The sequence below is a fragment of the Pseudomonas sp. USTB-Z genome (assembly GCF_019691255.1).
In the GTDB taxonomy this organism is placed as follows: Bacteria; Pseudomonadota; Gammaproteobacteria; order Pseudomonadales; family Pseudomonadaceae; genus Aquipseudomonas; species Aquipseudomonas alloputida.
The window spans coordinates 41,516-59,503 of sequence record NZ_JAECZP010000033.1 but is presented as its reverse complement, the minus strand read 5'-3'; the positions used below and the strand labels follow the sequence as shown (position 1 = coordinate 59,503).

The following is a 17,988-nucleotide window of genomic DNA, read 5'->3' as shown; positions in this document are numbered from 1 at the left end:
GTTTACCCGCGAATGCGTCGGCAAATTCAATGCCGCATTCGCGGGTAAACCCGCGCCTACACAGGGGCGTTGCACAGTAGGATTAGGGGCTCAGACCGCCCTGTTCAACTTCACCCATGAAGCAAACCTGTCGACAAACGCCTGCAAGAACGGTCGCGTCTTGTCGTTGAGCTTGCCCGAATCCTCGAACAAGCTCGCCGCACCGCCAAGGTAAGCCTCGGGCATCTGCATGCAGGGCATGTCGAGAAACACCAGCGACTGGCGCACCGCATGGTTGGCGCCAAAGCCACCAATCGCCCCCGGCGACACACTCACCACCGCCGTCGGCTTGCCGCTCCAGGCACTTTGCCCGTAAGGACGCGAACCCACATCGATGGCATTTTTCAGGCAGCCTGGCACCGAGCGGTTGTATTCCGGGGTGACGAACAGCACCGCATCACTGCGGCGGATTTCATCGCGAAAACGCTTCCAGGTTTCCGGCGGTGCCTCGGCTTCGATATCTTCGTTGTACAGCGGCAGGTCGCCAATCTCGACGATCTTCAGCGCGAGGCTGGACGGCGCCAGCTCCGAAAGTGCGCGGGCGACCTTGCGGTTGTAGGACTCCTTGCGCAAGCTGCCCACGACGACTGCTACCGAATACACCTGGCTCATGGCAATTCCAACCTTTGCGGGTTAAATAGACGTTGTAGTTATAGATGACCGTTCTCCAGTGCCTAAGTTTTTTTTCCGCAGGACGAAAACTTCCGCATCTGTTTCACGGTCTATGACTTCATACATTTCCTACGTAATTCAGAGGTTTCCACCCAAATGGCAGCAGTAATGGTCGGCCAATTCCACGCCCGTGACGCCGAAGGCCGCATCTACCCCGTGCACGAGTTTCAGGAATCCACCCTGCAACTCGACGGCAGCACGCTGGGCGCCCCCATCACCACCTACCGCCTGGCCATCGGCGACAAGGTCAACCACCTGGGTGATAACCGTTTCGAACTGGCACGCTCCGGCGTCGAGATCACGCGCATTCCGTGATGCAGTCCACGGTGTAGCGGCCCCCTTCGTGCTGCAGGCCGTGCACATCGGCGACGAACCCCGGAAAACCCTGGTTGAATGCTCGGGCGAATGCCAGGTAGTCCAGAATCGAGCGGGTCGCCTCGGTGAACCGCTCACCTGGCATGATCAACGGGATGCCAGGCGGGTACGGCACCAGCATCACCGCCGCCACACGCCCCAGTAGTGCCTCGATCGGCACCGCCTCCACTTCGCCACGCACCATCTTGTCATAGGCCTGGGCCGGGCTTACGGCCACCTCCGGCAAACGGGTGAACAGCCGCTTCAGCTGCTTGGCCGTGGCATTGGCGCGGTAGCAGTCATGTAACTGGTCGCACAGGTCGCGCAGGCCCATGCCCTGGTAGCGCAAGGCGTCGGCAGCCCCCACACTGGGCAGGCAGCTGCTGAGTGGGGTGTTGCCGTCATAGTGGCGCTTGAACTCCAGCAGTTCGGTGAGCAAGGTGCTCCACTTGCCCTTGGTGATGCCCATGGAAAACAGCACCAGGAAGCTGTACAGGCCGGTTTTTTCCACCACCAGCCCGCGCTCCCAGAGAAACTTGCTGACGACTGCCGCCGGGATGCCGTGCACGCCCAGCACACCATCAGCGCTCAGGCCCGGCATCACCAAAGTCACTTTCAGCGGGTCGAGCAGCACGTAGTCGGCCGCCACTTCACCAAAACCATGCCATTGCGCCCCCGGCTGCAACAACCAGTCCTGCGCGGCCAGACGGGGGATGCCCTCGGCACTGGGCGGCTGCCAGATGCTGAACCACCAGTCCTCTGCGGCAATGTGCTCACGCAGGTTGGCCAGGGCACGACGAAAACTCAACGCCTCGTCGAACATCTCCTGCAGCAGCGAGCGCCCGGCCGGCCCTTCCATCATCGCCGAAGCCACATCCAGCGAGGCGAGAATGCTGTACTGCGGCGAGGTAGAGATGTGCATCATGAACGCTTCGTTGAAACGGTCCCGGTCCAGCTGCCGCCTGGCCCCGTCCTGCACATGAATCATCGAAGCCTGGCTGAACGCCGCGAGCAGCTTGTGGGTGGAATGGGTACTGAACACCAGCGGGCTGTCTGCCGCGCAGGCGGTGCCCATGGCGTAGCGCCCGGTGAAAAAGTCGTGGAACGCAGCATAGGCAAACCAGGCCTCGTCGAAGTGCAGCACCTCGACACTGGCACCCAGGGCCTGCTTGATCAGCCCGGCGTGGTAACACAGCCCGTCGTAGGTGGAGTTGGTCACTACCGCCAGCTTGATACGCTGGCCACGATCACGGGCAAGGGGGTTGGCCTGAATCTTCGCGGCGATCGCCTCGGGACTGAACTCGCTGAGCGGGATCGGGCCGATGATGCCCAGTTCGTTGCGCTCCGGGCACAGGTACAGCGGGATGGCACCCGTCATGATGATCGCGTGCACCACCGACTTGTGGCAGTTGCGGTCCACCAGCACCAGGTCGTCACGACCGACCATGGCGTGCCAGACGATCTTGTTGGCCGTGGAGGTACCATTGATGACGAAGAAGGTGTGGTCGGCGCCGAAGTTGCGCGCCGCCCTGGCCTCGGCTTCGGCCAGCGGGCCTGTGTGGTCGAGCAGCGAACCCAGCTCCGGCACGGAAACGGACAGGTCCGAGCGCAGGGTGTTTTCCCCGAAGAACTGGTGAAAGGCTTGGCCTACCGGGCTTTTATGATAGGCCACACCGCCACCATGGCCCGGGGTGTGCCAGGAGTAGTTGGACTGCGCAGTGTGCTGCACCAGCGCCTTGAAGAACGGCGGCAGCAGGCCGTCGAGGTAGGTGTGTGCAGCACGCGCCACCTGGCGGGCGAGAAACGGCACGGTGTCTTCGAACAGGTAAAGGATGCCACGCAGCTGGTTGAGCTCGCTCATGGCTTCGGCGGGAGCATTTTCCAGGGTCACCTGCTCGCCCAGGGCGAAGATCGGCAGGTTGGGTGCACGCAGGCGGGCCAGGCCAATCAGCTCGGCCATGTTCTGCAGCAGATGGGTGTTCTCGCCAGCGCCTTCGGCCGCAATGAGCATGCAGGCCAGGCCGTGGTGGGTGGCAGCGACCAGGCGCGCTTCGGCGTGGTCAGCGGCGGCGAGAATGGCAAAGCCATCCTGGCGCAATTCCTCGGCGATGCCGCGCACACGTTCGCCAGCAACACTGTCGGCCTTGATGGCGCGGTGGACGATGAGGATCGGGAACTTGAGGTCCTTGTACATCAGGTGGCTACCTCCGAAGGACATGGCGTCCATTTCAGGGTAGTTGAGCCTTGTATTGCCTGTACTGGACCTTTCGCGGGTAAACCCGCTCCTGCTGGGCACCGGTCGGTGATTGGACACAGGCCGTCGTAGGAGCGGGTTTACCCGCGAAAGGGCCGGGCCTGCTGGCCAATCTGCCCCCGCCATTCACCGCCGCAGCCGCCACCGTATTCGGCAGGTAAACCCGCGCCTCCAACGATCTCCACTTCTGTTGCAGGGCGAAAGATCAGCCGGCTGGCGTCTCAGTCAGGGCCTGCCACAGCGAAGGCCCACCCGCCGACTTGGCAATGGCCGCCAGCCGCTCGGCATGCGCCTCCAGCTCTTCAGCGCTGGCCATGATCACCCGCCCTGGCGCACGCCCGACAATCCGGCGGATCTCGCTGCCGCCAGCGCCCTGCCCGTCCTCTTCGGCATCTGCGCCATTCCCAGCCAACGACAGGCTGGTCTGGCCACCGGTCATTGCCAGGTAAACGTCGGCCAGCAGTTCCGAGTCGAGCAGTGCGCCGTGCAACTCACGGCCCGAGTTGTCGATGTCGTAGCGTTTGCACAGCGCATCCAGGCTGTTGCGCTGCCCCGGGTGGCGCGAACGTGCCAGCAGCAGGGTGTCCAGAATGGTGCAATGCTGCGAAATGTCGGCACGGTCCTGCTGGCCCAGCAAGGCGAATTCGTTGTTGATGAAGCCAACGTCGAACGCCGCGTTGTGGATGACCAGCGTGGCGCCCTGGATGAACTGGAAGAACTCCTCGGCGACATCACCAAAGCGGGGCTTGCCGACCAGGAAGGCATCCGTGATGCCGTGAACGTTGATCGCGCCCTCGTCACTCTCGCGGTCGGGCTGCAGGTAGACGTGGAAGTGCCGCCCGGTCAGGCGCCGGCCGATGACCTCGACACAGCCGATCTCGATGATCCGGTGGCCTTCGCCAACCGGCATACCCGTGGTTTCGGTATCGAGAATGACGAACCGTTTATCTTGCTGCTGCTCCACGCGGGCGCTCCAACTTGCATCCGTTACAAAGGCCGCGATTGTACCCCAGCTCAACGCTGGGCGCGCACCTCATCGACCCCACGGTTGGCCAGCTGGTCGGCGCGTTCGTTGCCGGGGTGGCCGATATGGCCGCGTACCCACTTCCAGGTCACCTTGTGGCGGTTGACCTGCTCATCGAGCTGCTGCCACAAGTCAGCGTTCTTCACCGGCTCCTTGGCGGCGGTCTTCCAGCCGCGCTTCTTCCAGTTGACCATCCATTCGTTGATGCCCTTCATCACGTACTGCGAGTCGGTGGTCAGTACCACCTCGCATTCACGCTTGAGCGACATCAGGCCCTGGATCGCGGCCATCAGCTCCATGCGGTTGTTGGTGGTCTCACGTTCGCCGCCCCACAGTTCCTTCTCGACGCCCTTGTAGATCATCAGCACGCCCCAGCCACCCGGGCCAGGGTTGCCCTTGCAGGCACCATCCGTAAACATCTCGACGCTATCGCTCATGTACCACTCTTGAATTCAGTGCTTGTCAGTTTCGGGGTTGGCTGCGGTGCGGTTGACTTTCGCCAGTGGCAGCGGCAGCAGCTTGCCCATTGGCTCGCGGCGTTCCGGCCGCAAAGGCCGCAGGCCTACCACCATCTTGCGCGCCACCAGCAGGTACACCCCGCCACCGGAGCCCTGCCAGCCGCCGGCCAGTCGCTCCCAGCCCTCCAGGCGTTGCTGCCAGGCAGGTGAGGCAAGCGGCGGACGATAGCACCCGAAGCGGCGTTTCTCCAGCGCGAAGCCCAGCAGGTTGAGCCAGTCGCCCACCCGGGAGGGCGAGATGCAGCGCGCCTTGCGCAGAGCACCGTGACTGAAGAAATGGCGCATGCCCCAGCTGCTCCAGGGGTTGATCCCCACGATCAGCAGGTGCCCGCCCGGGCGGACGGCACTGGCGGCCTCGCGCAGCAGGCCATGGGGCGACAGGCAGAAGTCCAGGCCATGCTGCAGCACCACCACGTCGGCAGCGTGCTCGCTCAACGGCCAGGCCTGTTCTTCGCAGACAATCTCCACACCCGGCAAGGGCGCACCAAGGCGCACGTTACGCTGCACCTGGGGGGCTCTGGGCGGTGGCTCGGCGCAGGGCCCGTAATGCACGAGATAGCCGCCAAAGAAGCGCCCGAGCTCTTCTTCCAGCAGTTTGTCCTCCTCCTTGAGCATCAGTTGCCCAAGTGGGCCGTTGAACCACTCACGGGCCAGGCTGATCAGCTCGACCCAGTCCGGGTCGGCCTGTGCAAAAGCTTGGTCGGTCATTGCGCTCTCCCTCGAAGGTTCTCCCACCGCGCCATCGCGGCTAAGATGCCCTCATGTGCCACGCTAGGCGAATCGGATCCGCACCATGATACAGATCGATGCTCTCCCCGCTTTCTCCGACAACTACATCTGGTTGTTACAGGATACTGCCAAACGCCGTTGTGCGGTGGTCGACCCGGGCGATGCCGGCCCGGTGGAGCGCTGGCTGGCTGCCAACCCCGAATGGGTGCTGAGCGACATCCTCGTCACCCACCACCACAATGACCATGTCGGCGGTGTGGAGCGGCTCAGGCAATTGACCGGCGCACGGGTCTGTGGCCCCGCCAACGAACGCATTCCCGGCCGCGACCTGGCACTGGACGAAGGCGACAGGGTGGACGTGCTGGGTGTGACTTTCCAGGTGCTGGCGGTACCCGGCCACACCCTGGGGCATATCGCCTTCTTCAGCGACCAGCCAGCAACACCCATCCTGTTCAGTGGCGATACCCTGTTCGCCGCCGGTTGCGGGCGCATGTTCGAAGGTACACCCGAACAGATGCAGCCGGCCCTCGCCCGCCTGGCGGCCCTGCCAGAGCAGACAGCAGTGTACTGCGCCCATGAGTACACCCTCAGCAACCTGCGTTTCGCCAAGGCGGTGGAACCGACCAACCCGCACGTTCAACAACGGTTCGAGGACGTTAGCCGTTTGCGCGCCGAAAATCGCATCAGTTTGCCATCAACGATCGGACTGGAGCGCCTGACCAACCCCTTTCTGCGTACCTCTGAAACATTAGTTAAACAAAAAGCAGACGAATGGAAGGGACATTCAAACACCACGCATGTCGCTGTTTTTGCTGCCTTGAGGTCTTGGAAGGACACCTTCTGATAACCGCAAGATATATCGCAAGTGATGGTCAAAGGTTGACCAGGCCCGGAGCGGTTTCTAGAATCGCCGAACTTTTTCGCCCGGATACCTGTATCAGCCGATGTCTTCCCGTAGCCGCAGAACCTCTCATTCCGTCGCCCTGACGCGCCTGGCCCAAATCAGTGCGCTGGCCCTGGCCGCCACCTTGGTGGGCTGCCAGAGCACCCGTCAGCTCGACGAATCCGATAGCGTTCGCGCGCACAACTACCAGGCGCGGATCAAGCACAAGCCTTCTCCGCTGCTGGTCAAGCCGGCCGAGCAGGCGCCGCAGGATGTCTGGGAGCGCATGCGCCAGGGCTTCGCCCTGCAGGACAGCATCGACGTCAACCCGCGCATCGAACAGCAGCGCTTGTGGTTCGCCAGCAACCCGACCTTCATCGAAAGCGCCGGGGAACGTGGCAGCCTCTACCTGCACTACATCGTCGAGCGCCTTGAAGAACGCGACATGCCGCTGGAACTGGCCCTGCTGCCAGCCATCGAAAGTGCCTACAACCCCATGGCCTACTCACGCGCCAGCGCTGCCGGCATGTGGCAGTTCATGCCGGCTACCGGTCGCCACTTCAACCTGCGCCAGACCAACTTCTATGACGGCCGCCGCGATGTCACCGCGTCGACCAACGCCGCGCTGGACTACCTGACCCGCCTGCACGACATGTTCAACGGCGACTGGCTGTTGGCCCTGGCGGCCTACAATGCCGGCGAAGGCACCGTCAGCCGAGCCATCGAGCGCAACGAAAGGCTCGGCCTGCCGACCGACTACTGGAACCTGCCGCTACCACAGGAAACCCGCGACTACGTACCCAAGTTGCTGGCACTGTCGCAGGTGGTGTCCACGCCAGAAGCCTATGGTGTCAATCTCACCCCGATCGCCAACGAACCGTACTTCGAAGCGGTGGCGATCAATGATCGCCTGGACCTTACCCGGGTCGCGGCCTTTGCCAACATCGACGAGGACGAGCTGATCCAGCTCAACCCGGCATTCAAGAAGCGCATGACCGTCGATGGCCCGAAACAGCTGCTGGTACCCACCGCCAAGGCGCAGTTGCTCAGTGCCAGCCTGTCCAACCTCAACCCGGAGCAACTGGTCAGCCTGCAACCGCCGAAAGCAGCGTTTGCCCGGGCCGTGGCCGAAGCCAAGGCACCGGTGGGGGCACGCAGCTACCGGGTCAAGCGTGGCGATAACCTGAGCGCCATCGCCAAGGCCAACCGTGTGTCGGTCAAGGACATCAAGCGCTGGAACCGTTTGTCCGGCAACAGTCTGCGTGCTGGCCAGGTGCTAGCCCTGCGCGGTGGCAGTGCACCGAGCGCCGCCGGCAACCGGGTTGCCGCCTCCGGAAAGCGCTCCACGCAATACAAGGTCCGCAAGGGCGATTCCCTGTACCTGGTGGCCAAGCGCTTCAATGTGGAAATGAAGCACCTCAAGCGCTGGAACCCACGCAGCGGCCATGCCCTCAAGCCAGGCCAGACCCTGACCGTCTACCTCGGGCATTGAGTCGTTACAGGGGCTGCTTTGCAGCCCATTCGCGGGCACGCCCGCTCCCACAGGTTTTTCACAGCCCTCAAAGCCGGTGCCGTACCTGTGGGAGCGGGCGTGCCCGCGAATGGGGCTGAAAACCCAGCCACTGGAAAACCCCAGCCCCTCTCTTTTTCCAACCCCACCAAGCTGTTACTGTACTCGATCAAAGCCCAACGCCTCTGGATCGGATGCCGACTTGATACGTCCCCTCCTGCTGTCACTCAGCCTGGCCTTGAGCTTTCCCGCAGCCGCGATGGTGAGCGAAAGCCACGGATACGCGCAGTTCGGCACGCTCAAGTACCCAGCCACCTTCACCCACTTCGACTGGGTCAACCCGCAAGCGCCCAAGGGCGGCACGTTGCGGGCCATGGCTTTTGGTACCTTCGACACGCTCAACCCCTACACCTTCAAAGGGTCGAGCCCGATTACCACGCCCAATTTCCAGCAGTACGGCATCAGTGAGCTGAACGAGCCACTGATGGTCGGCACTGGCCAGTACGACCCGTCCGGTGACGAGCCAACCTCCAGCTACGGCCTGATCGCCCGCTCGGTGGAGTACAGCGAGGACCGCAGCTGGGTGGTGTTCAACCTGCGCCCCGAAGCCCGCTGGCATGACGGCCAGCCCATCACCTCGGCTGACGTGGCCTTCTCGTACCGCACGCTGCTCAAGGATGGCCACCCGATCTACCGCACCAACCTGCAGGAAGTGCAGCGGGTAGACATCCTCGGCCCGCTACGCATCCGCTTCGTGTTCAAACGCGCCGGCAACCCGCTGCTGATCCTGCGTCTGGGCGAAATGCCGGTGCTGCCCAAACACTACTGGCAGAAGCGCGACTTCAAGGCCACCACCTTCGAGCCCCCGTTGGGCAGCGGCCCCTACCGCATCACCCAGGTACAACCCGGACGACGCCTGGTGTTTGAACGGGTGAAGAACTACTGGGGCAAAGACCTGGCGGTCAACCGTGGCAAGTACAATTTCAATCGGGTCGAATACGAGTTCTATCGCGACGCGACGGTGGCCTTCGAAGCCTTCAAGGCCGGCGAGTTCGACATCTATATCGAGCACCAGGCAAAAAACTGGGCCAACGGTTACAACTTCCCTGCAGTGCGCCGCGGTGAAGTGATCAAGGCACAAATCCCGCACAGCATTCCCACGCAAACACAGGGCCTGTTCATGAACAGCCGCCGGGCCGCGTTCAGTGACCCGCGGGTACGCCAGGCGCTGGGGCTGATGCTGGATTTCGAGTGGACCAACCGCGCGCTGTTCAGCAGCGCCTACCGCCGCTCGACCAGCTACTACCCCAACAGCGAGTTCGCCGCCAGCGGCCTGCCCACCGGCAAGGAGTGGCTGCTGCTGGCGCCGTTCCGAGACCAGTTGCCCGCCAAGCTGTTCAGCGAACCGTACAAGGTCAGCCACACCGATGGCCGTGGCATTAGCCGTCAGACCCTGCGCCAGGCCTTGGGCCTGCTCGCTGAAGCCGGGTGGAAGCTGAACGGCCAGCGCCTGGTCGACAGCAAGGGCCAGCAGCTGCGCATGGAGCTGCTGTTGGTAAACCCCAACCTTGAACGCATCCTGCAACCTTATGTCGAAAACCTGTCCAGCATCGGCATCGATGCGCGCTTGCGCACCGTGGACCGTGCCCAGTACAAACAACGCCTGGACCAGTTCGATTTCGACATGATTCTGATGACCCTGAACCAGACCCTCAGCCCCGGCCTCGAACAGTGGCTGTATTTCCATTCCAGCCAGGCCGCGACAAAGGGCAGCAAGAACTATGCTGGGGTCAAGGACCCGGTGGTCGACCACCTGCTCGACACCCTGCTCGCCGCCCGCACCCGCGATGACCAGGTCGCCGCTGCCCGCGCCCTGGACCGCGTGCTTTCATGGCACTACTACATGATCCCCAACTGGTACCTCGACAACCATCGCCTGGCCTACCGCAACCGGTTCGCCTTCGTCACCACGCCGCCCTACACCCTTGGGCTGAACAGCTGGTGGATCAAGACTTCGGAGAAAGCCCAATGACGCCAACGCACCGTCTGCGCCGGCTGGCAGGCAGCCTGTTGCTCGCCTGCCTGAGCCTTCCCGCGCTGGCCGCACCGCAGCACGCGCTCACCCTTTACGACGAGCCACCCAAGTACCCCGCCGACTTCAAGCACTTCGACTACGTCAACCCGGATGCGCCCAAGGGCGGCACCTTCCGCCAGTCCAGCTTCGGCGGCTTCGACAGCCTCAACCCGTTCATCAACAAAGGCGTGGCGGCCGAGAACATCGGCATTATCTATGACACCCTGATGCGCCAGAGCCAGGATGAACCGTTCACCGAATACGGCCTGGTGGCCGGCAAGATCGAAAAGGCCCCGGACAACAGCTGGGTACGCTTCTACCTGCGCCCCGAAGCGCGCTTCCATGACGGCCATCCGATGCGCGCCGACGACGTGGTGTTCACGTTCAACGCCCTGATCAAGGACGGCGCCCCGCTGTACCGCCAGTACTACGCCGACGTCGCCGAAGTGGTCGCCGAAGATCCACTCAAGGTGCTGTTCAAGTTCAAGCACAAGAACAACCGCGAGCTGCCATTGATTCTCGGCCAGCTGCCGGTACTGCCCAAGCACTGGTACGAAAACCGCGAGTTCAACCGCGGCAACCTGGAAATCCCGTTGGGCAGCGGCCCGTACAAGGTCGCCGAGGTCAAGGCCGGGCGCTCGGTGCGCTACGAACGGGTCAAGGATTACTGGGCCAAGGACCTGCCCATCAACCGTGGCTTCTACAACTTCGATGTCATGACCTTCGACGCCTACCGCGACACCACCGTCGCCCTGGAGGCCCTCAAGGCCGGGGCATTCGACTATGGCCTGGAAGTCAGTGCAAAGAACTGGGCCACCGCCTACAACGTGCCCGCCGTGCGCGAAGGTCGCCTGATCAAGGAAGAGCTGCCCAACGGCAACCCCACCGGTATGCAGGGCTTCATTTTCAACATCCGCCGCCCGGTGTTCCAGGATGTGCGTGTGCGCCAGGCCCTGAGCCTGCTGCTGGACTACGAGTGGACCAACAAGCAGCTGTTCAACGGCGCCTACACCCGTACCGGCAGCTACTTCGACAACTCAGAAATGGCCGCCCACGGCCTACCCAGCCCCAACGAGCTGAAAATCCTCGAACCACTGCGCGGCAAAGTGCCCGAGCAAGTATTTACCGAGGTCTTCCACAACCCGGTCAGTGACGGCAGCGGCATGATCCGCGAGCAACAGCGCCAGGCCTACAAGCTGTTGCAGGAAGCCGGCTGGAAAATCGTCGACGACAAGATGGTCGACGCCCAAGGCAAGCCGGCAAGCATCGAGTTCCTGCTGGCGCAGACCGAGTTCGAACGCATTCTGCTGCCGTTCAAGCGCAACCTTGCCGACCTCGGTATCGAGCTGAACATTCGCCGCGTCGACGTTTCGCAATACATCACCCGCCTGCGCTCGCGTGACTACGACATGATCGTTGGCGGCTACCCGCAATCCAACTCGCCAGGCAACGAGCAGCGCGAGTTCTGGTCCAGCGCCGCCGCCGACAACCCCGGCAGCCGCAACTTCATCGGCCTGCGCGACCCGGCCATCGACCAACTGGTGGACCAGCTGATCAACGCCGACTCGCGCCAGAGCCTGGTCGACCACTGCCGCGCCCTCGACCGCGTGTTGCTGTGGGGCTACTACGTGATCCCCAACTGGCACATCAAGACCTGGCGTGTGGCCTACTGGAACCACATCGGCCACCCGAACGTGTCGCCCAAGTACGACATCGGCATCGACACCTGGTGGATCAAGCCCGATGTAACCCCGGCGGTCAGCGAAGCGCCTGCGGACGAGGCCAATTAAGATGCTGGCCTACATCCTGCGCCGCCTGCTGCTGATCATTCCGACCCTGTTCGGCATCCTCATCATCAACTTCATCATCGTCCAGGCCGCCCCCGGTGGCCCGGTCGAGCAAATGATCGCCAAACTCGAAGGCTTCGAAGGCGCCACCAGCCGCATTGCAGGTGGCGGCGCCGAGGTTTCCGTGGCCGGCTCCAACTACCGCGGCGCCCAGGGCCTGGACCCGGCCCTGATCGCTGAAATCGAGCGCATGTACGGCTTCGACAAGTCGCCGCCCGAGCGCCTGTGGATCATGGTCAAGAACTACGCCCGGCTGGACTTCGGCGACAGTTTCTTCCGCGACGCCAAGGTGATCGACCTGATCGCCGAGAAGATGCCGGTTTCGATCTCGCTGGGGCTGTGGAGCACGCTGATCATGTACCTGGTGTCGATCCCGCTGGGGATCGCCAAGGCCGTGCGCCACGGCAGCCACTTCGACGTGTGGACCAGTTCGGCGATCATCGTCGGCTACGCCATCCCGGCGTTCCTGTTCGCCATCCTGCTGATCGTGCTGTTCGCCGGTGGCAGCTACTTCGACTGGTTCCCCCTGCGTGGCCTCACCTCCAACAACTTCGACGAACTGAGCACCACCGGCAAGGTGCTGGACTACTTCTGGCACCTGGTGCTGCCAATCACCGCGCTGGTCATCGGCAACTTCGCCACCATGACCCTGCTGACCAAGAACAGCTTCCTCGACGAGATCAACAAACAATACGTGGTCACCGCCAAAGCCAAGGGCCTGAGCCGATCACGGGTGCTGTACGGTCATGTGTTCCGCAACGCCATGCTGCTGGTGATCGCCGGTTTCCCTTCGGCGTTCATCGGCATCTTCTTCACAGGCTCCTTGCTGATCGAGGTGATCTTCAGCCTCGACGGCCTGGGCCTGATGAGTTTCGAAGCGGCCATCAACCGCGACTACCCGGTGGTCTTCGGCACCCTGTTCATCTTCACCCTGCTAGGGCTGGTGGTGAAACTGATCGGCGACCTGACCTACACCTTGGTCGATCCGCGCATCGACTTTGCCAGCCGGGAGCACTGACATGGCCTTGTCCCCCCTCAACCGCCGGCGCTTCGAGCGTTTCAAGGCCAACCGCCGTGGCTGGTGGTCGCTGTGGCTGTTCCTGATTCTGTTCGGGCTGAGCCTGGGCGCCGAACTGATCGCCAACGACAAACCGATCGCCGTACGTTACGACGGCCAATGGTACTTCCCGGCGTTCAAGCGCTACCCGGAAACCACCTTCGGCGGAGAATTCCCGCTGGAAGCCAACTACAAGAGCCCCTACATCCGCGAACTGCTGGCGAAGAAAGACAGCTTCGTGCTGTGGGCGCCCATTCCGTTCAGCTACCAGAGCATCAACTATGACCTGCGCGTCCCCGCCCCCGCCCCACCTTCGGCGGACAACTGGCTGGGCACCGACGACCAGGGCCGCGACGTGCTGGCGCGGGTGATCTACGGCTTCCGCATCTCGGTTCTGTTTGCCCTCACCTTGACCGTGGCCAGCTCCATTGTTGGCGTCATCGCAGGCGCCCTGCAGGGGTTCTACGGGGGTTGGGTCGACCTCGCCGGGCAACGCTTTCTGGAAATCTGGTCCGGCCTGCCTGTGTTGTACCTGCTGATCATCCTGGCCAGCTTCGTGCAGCCCAACTTCTGGTGGCTGCTGGGCATCATGCTGCTGTTCTCGTGGATGAGCCTGGTGGACGTGGTACGCGCCGAGTTCCTGCGCGGGCGCAACCTGGAATACGTGCGCGCCGCGCGCGCCCTGGGCATGCGCAACGGCGCGATCATGTACCGGCACATCCTGCCCAACGCCATGATCTCGACCATGACCTTCATGCCATTCATTCTCACCGGCGCCATCGGCACCCTCACCGCCCTGGACTTCCTCGGCTTCGGCCTGCCCGCCGGTTCGCCCTCGCTGGGCGAACTGGTGGCGCAGGGCAAGTCCAACCTGCAAGCGCCATGGCTGGGCATCAGCGCCTTTGCCGTGCTGGCGCTGATGCTGAGCCTGCTGGTGTTCATCGGCGAATCCGCCCGCGACGCCTTCGACCCGAGGAAGTGACATGAGTGAACAGAACCTGATCGAAGTGCGGGACCTGGCCGTGGAGTTCGTGACCGGGGACCAGGTCAACCGGGTGGTGGACGGCGTCAGCTTCGATATTCGCAAAGGCGAGACACTGGCCCTGGTGGGCGAGAGTGGCTCGGGCAAATCGGTCACCGCGCACTCGATCCTGCGCCTGCTGCCCTATCCCCTGGCCCGGCACCCCAGCGGCAGCATTCGCTACGAAGGCAAGGACCTGCTGCAGCAGAGCGAGAAGACCCTGCAGCGCATTCGCGGCAACCGCATTGCGATGATCTTCCAGGAGCCGATGACCTCGCTCAACCCGCTGCATTGCATCGAAAAGCAGATCAACGAAATCCTCCTGCTGCACAAGGGCCTGACGGGCAAGGAAGCGACTGCGCGCACCCTGGAGTTGCTGGATATGGTCGGCATTCCAGAGCCGCGCAAGCGCCTCAAGGCCCTGCCCCACGAATTGTCGGGCGGCCAGCGCCAGCGGGTAATGATCGCCATGGCGCTGGCCAACGAGCCCGAGCTGCTGATTGCCGACGAGCCGACCACGGCGCTGGATGTGACCGTGCAGCTGAAGATCCTCGAGCTGCTCAAGGAATTGCAGGCGCGTATGGGCATGGCCCTGCTGCTGATCAGCCATGACCTGAACCTGGTGCGCCGCATCGCCCACCGCGTGTGCGTGATGCAGCGCGGGCAAATTGTCGAGCAAGCCGAATGCGCCACGCTGTTCAGCTCGCCACAGCACCACTACACCCAGATGCTGATCAATGCCGAACCCAGCGGGCTGCCGGCGCACAATCCGGTGGGCGCGCCGTTGCTGGAAGTGGATGACCTCAAGGTGTGGTTCCCGATCAAGAAGGGCTTTCTGCAGCGCACGGTCGACCATGTGAAGGCGGTGGACGGGGTCAACTTCAGCTTGCCCCAGGGCCAGACGCTGGGCATTGTTGGCGAATCCGGGTCGGGCAAGTCCACATTGGGCCTGGCGATCTTGCGGCTGATTTCCAGCCAAGGCGGCATTCGCTTTCATGGGCAGAACCTCGAAGGGCTGAACCAGAAAGCCGTGCGCCCCCTGCGGCGGGAAATGCAGGTGGTGTTCCAGGACCCGTTTGGCAGCCTTAGCCCGCGCATGTGCGTAGCGGATATCGTCGGCGAAGGGCTGCGCATCCACGGCATTGGCACCGCGCAGGAACAGGAAGCGGCGATCATCGCGGCCCTGGAGGAAGTAGGCCTGGACCCCCGCACGCGCCATCGCTACCCCCATGAGTTTTCGGGTGGCCAGCGCCAGCGCATAGCGATTGCCCGGGCGCTGGTGCTGAAGCCGGCGCTGATTCTGCTGGATGAGCCCACCTCGGCGCTGGACCGTACCGTGCAGCGGCAAGTGGTCGAGCTGCTGCGTAATCTGCAGCAAAAGTACAATCTGACCTACTTGTTCATCAGCCATGACCTGGCAGTGGTCAAGGCGTTGAGCCATCAATTGATGGTGATCAAGCATGGGCATGTGGTAGAGCAAGGGGACGCGCAGGCAATCTTCCATGCGCCGCAGCATCCCTATACGCGGCAGTTGCTGGAGGCGGCGTTTTTGGAGGTTGAGGCTTCTTAGGGAAAGGGTGTGTGTTCGCCTTGATTCTTGCGGCGTGTTTGAGATCGAGCGCCGCGCGGGCGGCGCTCGATCTACGCAACACCGCAAAACCCAAGGCAGGCGCCCTGCCGCCCTGACGCAATCGGGCGTAGGACACCTGGAATGATGAGATTGCGTACGTCCGGGGTTATCAGAAATCGATGGTCCCGGAGAACTTCACCAGCCGCGGGTCACCCTGGGTCAGGTAACCGCCGTTAGCCGAGGCCCAGTAGTTCTTGTCGGTCAAGTTCTCCACATTCACCCGCAAGGTCAGGTCTTTCTCCGCTACCTTCAACTTGTAGCGGGCACCAGCATCGAAACGGTTCCAGGTCGGCAGACTGACATTGTTCGCCGCATCGACGAACTGGCCACCGGTGCGCAGCATCCTCGCATTCAGCGCCAGCCCCGGCACGCCGGGCACGTCCCAGTCGACGCTGGCATTGAGCTGGAATGTCGGCACGCCGATGGCATGGTTGCCATCGTTGCTGCCGTTGGCGGTATTTTTCTGTTCCGAGGTCATGCGCGTGCCGCCGGCCATCAGGCGCAAGCCCTGGACTGGCTCGCCGAACAGACTCAACTCCAGGCCTTTGTTGACCTGCTCGCCGTCGCGAACGAAGACGTTGTTCAAGGTGTAGCCGTCCGAAGGCTTCTCGATACGGAACACGGCCAGGTTCGCACCAAAGGTCTGTCGGTCGAACTTGATACCAGCCTCAAGCTGCTTGGTGCGGCCTGGCGGGAACATCTCGCTGGCGTTCGACACATTGGCTGGCGCCGTCGGCCCCTGCGCCAGGCCTTCGATGCGGTTGGCATACAAGGAAATGCTGTCGGTGGCCTTGAAAACGATGCCATAGACCGGTGTGGTGATGGACTCCTCGTATGGGTCGCCTTTGCGGCTGCCGTCATTCGCCAGGTTGGGCTGCCCTTGGGAAACAGTGCCATCGTAGGTGTAGCTTTCCACCCGCAGTTGCTGCCGTCGCAAGCCGTAAGTCAGCAACAGGCGGTCATCGAAGACGCCAATGGTGTCGGAAATCGCGATGCTCCGCGCGCGAGTCTTGCCGGTGACACCAGGGTCACCCATGTCGCCACCCGTGCTGGTGACCGTGCCCGGCTTGGCCTGCTGCACGGTGTCGTAAATGTTGGTGTTGATTGGCGAATAGAAGATGTAGGCGTTTTCCGCCTGGGTCCACATGGTATTGGCTCCCACGGCGATCTGGTGGCTGATCGGCCCGGTCTGCAGCCGCCCATTCAGGCCGGTACTGAAGCTGGTGTTGTCTTCGCCGTGCACGATGTCCGAAGCGGTCATCGTCGCTGCGCCGCTGTTGCCGACCAGTACCGGCGTGCCGTAGGTACCCTGCTCGCGCGTGTGACGGGCGCCGCCGGCGAGGTAGGCGGTCCAGTTGTCGCTCAGGTCCCAGTCGCCACGAACCATGCCGAAGGTATCTTCCGACTCACTGTAACTCCAGTTCTGGCCATAGTTGTGACTGGCATCCGGTGCGGTCGGGGCCTTGGTCGCGGTGCTGCCCAGGCGCACCGAATTGCGCAGGTGGTTGATGCGCTGTTTCTGGTAGCCGATATCAGCCGACACGCGGAAGTTGTCGCCGCGGTAGTCCAGGCCAGCGGTGAACAGCTTGGTGCGCTGGTCCTGGTCGTCGACGGCGGTTTCACCTTCACGCTGGCTGAGGTTCAGGCGCGCGCCGAAGCGGTTGTCCTCACCGAAGCGCTGGCCGATATCCAGGTGCTCGCCAATGCGGCCATCAGAGCTGATGTCCTGGGTATAGCGGCGGGTCGGCTCATCGCCGGCGCGCTTGGGCTGCAGGTTGACGTTGCCGCCCAGGCCGGTGCCAGTCGGGCTTACGCCATTGAGGAAGGCATTGGGCCCCTTGAACACTTCGACCCGCTCGACGCCGTCGGTGGACATGATCTGTCGCGGCAAGATGCCGTACAGGCCATTGAATGAAATATCGTCGCCAGCCAACGGCAAACCACGGATCACGAACACCTTGGACTGGTTGCCGAAGCCGAATGATTCACGCACCGAAGGATCGTTGGCCAAGACGTCACCGATATCCTCCGCCTGCTGGTCCTCGATCACCTTGGCGGTATAACTGGTCATGGTAAACGGCACATCCATGTAGTCCTGGTTACCCAGCACGCCCATTCGCCCGCCACGGGCAACCTGACCTCCGGCAAACTCGTCCGGTAACGCGTCGGGCCGCGCTTTCAAGGCATCGGCGCTCACATCGGTCGCCTCCAGCTGAATCGGCTCGGCAGCCTGCGCCATCAGAGTTACGGAACAGCAGATCGCCAGTAAGGCGGGGCGTGAGGGAATACGGGAAGGCATTGGTAAATTCCTGACAGCGCTGAGGAAGTGAAACTAAATGTAAATGGTAATGCTTACCAAAAACAAACATCAACCCA

General features: G+C 62.7%; 14 protein-coding genes. 8 read left to right on the top strand and 6 right to left on the bottom strand.

From position 1 onward, the window contains the following. Positions 1-90: 90 nt before the first annotated feature. Entirely contained in the window at positions 91-651 is a 561-nt protein-coding gene (gene chrR / locus I8746_RS25830) for a class I chromate reductase ChrR (RefSeq protein WP_003251456.1), read from the bottom strand. Positions 652-807: 156 nt separating this feature from the next. On the opposite strand from chrR, the gene I8746_RS25825 reads away from it, so the two are divergent. Continuing rightward, entirely contained in the window at positions 808-1,026 is a 219-nt protein-coding gene (locus I8746_RS25825) for a hypothetical protein (protein WP_003251457.1), read from the top strand. On the opposite strand, the gene I8746_RS25820 is transcribed toward I8746_RS25825, so the two are convergent. From I8746_RS25820 to I8746_RS25805, 4 genes are all read right to left on the bottom strand, one after another. Further along, a complete protein-coding gene (locus I8746_RS25820) occupies positions 1,010-3,259 on the bottom strand; it encodes an Orn/Lys/Arg decarboxylase N-terminal domain-containing protein (RefSeq protein ID WP_029611831.1) in 2,250 nt (749 codons plus the stop codon). The two genes, I8746_RS25825 and I8746_RS25820, sit on opposite strands and share 17 nt — an antisense overlap. A gap of 265 nt (positions 3,260-3,524) precedes the next feature. Further along, the gene (dnaQ, locus tag I8746_RS25815) at positions 3,525-4,283 is read right to left on the bottom strand and encodes a DNA polymerase III subunit epsilon (RefSeq protein WP_003251459.1); all 759 of its coding nucleotides are present in this window, start codon (positions 4,281-4,283) and stop codon (positions 3,525-3,527) included. 50 nt (positions 4,284-4,333) lie between these two features. Further along, positions 4,334-4,780, bottom strand: coding sequence for a ribonuclease HI (rnhA, locus tag I8746_RS25810; protein WP_003251460.1), 447 nt, complete (start codon positions 4,778-4,780; stop codon positions 4,334-4,336). 15 nt (positions 4,781-4,795) lie between these two features. Next, positions 4,796-5,569: a class I SAM-dependent methyltransferase gene (locus I8746_RS25805; RefSeq protein WP_003251461.1), complete on the bottom strand. Its 774-nt coding sequence runs from the start codon at positions 5,567-5,569 to the stop codon at positions 4,796-4,798. A gap of 85 nt (positions 5,570-5,654) precedes the next feature. Between I8746_RS25805 and gloB the strand changes: the two genes are divergently transcribed. The 7 genes from gloB to I8746_RS25770 all read left to right on the top strand — a co-directional run bounded on the left by gloB (position 5,655) and on the right by I8746_RS25770 (position 15,552). After that, positions 5,655-6,434 (top strand): hydroxyacylglutathione hydrolase, encoded by a 780-nt coding sequence (gene gloB, locus I8746_RS25800; protein WP_004576947.1) that lies wholly within the window; start codon positions 5,655-5,657, stop codon positions 6,432-6,434. A gap of 100 nt (positions 6,435-6,534) precedes the next feature. Then, positions 6,535-7,965 (top strand): lytic transglycosylase domain-containing protein, encoded by a 1,431-nt coding sequence (locus tag I8746_RS25795; protein WP_221101173.1) that lies wholly within the window; start codon positions 6,535-6,537, stop codon positions 7,963-7,965. Positions 7,966-8,185: 220 nt separating this feature from the next. Then, complete coding sequence (locus tag I8746_RS25790; RefSeq protein ID WP_041168382.1) at positions 8,186-10,015, top strand: extracellular solute-binding protein; 1,830 nt, start codon at positions 8,186-8,188, stop codon at positions 10,013-10,015. After that, a complete protein-coding gene (locus tag I8746_RS25785; RefSeq protein WP_221101172.1) occupies positions 10,012-11,847 on the top strand; it encodes an extracellular solute-binding protein in 1,836 nt (611 codons plus the stop codon). The genes I8746_RS25790 and I8746_RS25785 overlap by 4 nt, the downstream gene beginning before the upstream one ends. 1 nt (position 11,848) lies before the next feature. Next, positions 11,849-12,922, top strand: a complete 1,074-nt coding sequence (locus tag I8746_RS25780; protein WP_003251466.1) for a microcin C ABC transporter permease YejB — start codon at positions 11,849-11,851, stop codon at positions 12,920-12,922. Position 12,923: 1 nt separating this feature from the next. Beyond that, a complete protein-coding gene (locus I8746_RS25775; protein WP_010954919.1) occupies positions 12,924-13,943 on the top strand; it encodes an ABC transporter permease in 1,020 nt (339 codons plus the stop codon). A gap of 1 nt (position 13,944) precedes the next feature. After that, positions 13,945-15,552: an ABC transporter ATP-binding protein gene (locus I8746_RS25770; RefSeq protein ID WP_012051757.1), complete on the top strand. Its 1,608-nt coding sequence runs from the start codon at positions 13,945-13,947 to the stop codon at positions 15,550-15,552. Between the two features lie 169 nt (positions 15,553-15,721). Here I8746_RS25770 and I8746_RS25765 read toward each other — a convergent pair whose 3' ends face one another. Then, positions 15,722-17,911, bottom strand: coding sequence for a TonB-dependent siderophore receptor (locus I8746_RS25765; RefSeq protein WP_088512523.1), 2,190 nt, complete (start codon positions 17,909-17,911; stop codon positions 15,722-15,724). Positions 17,912-17,988 lie beyond the last annotated feature (77 nt).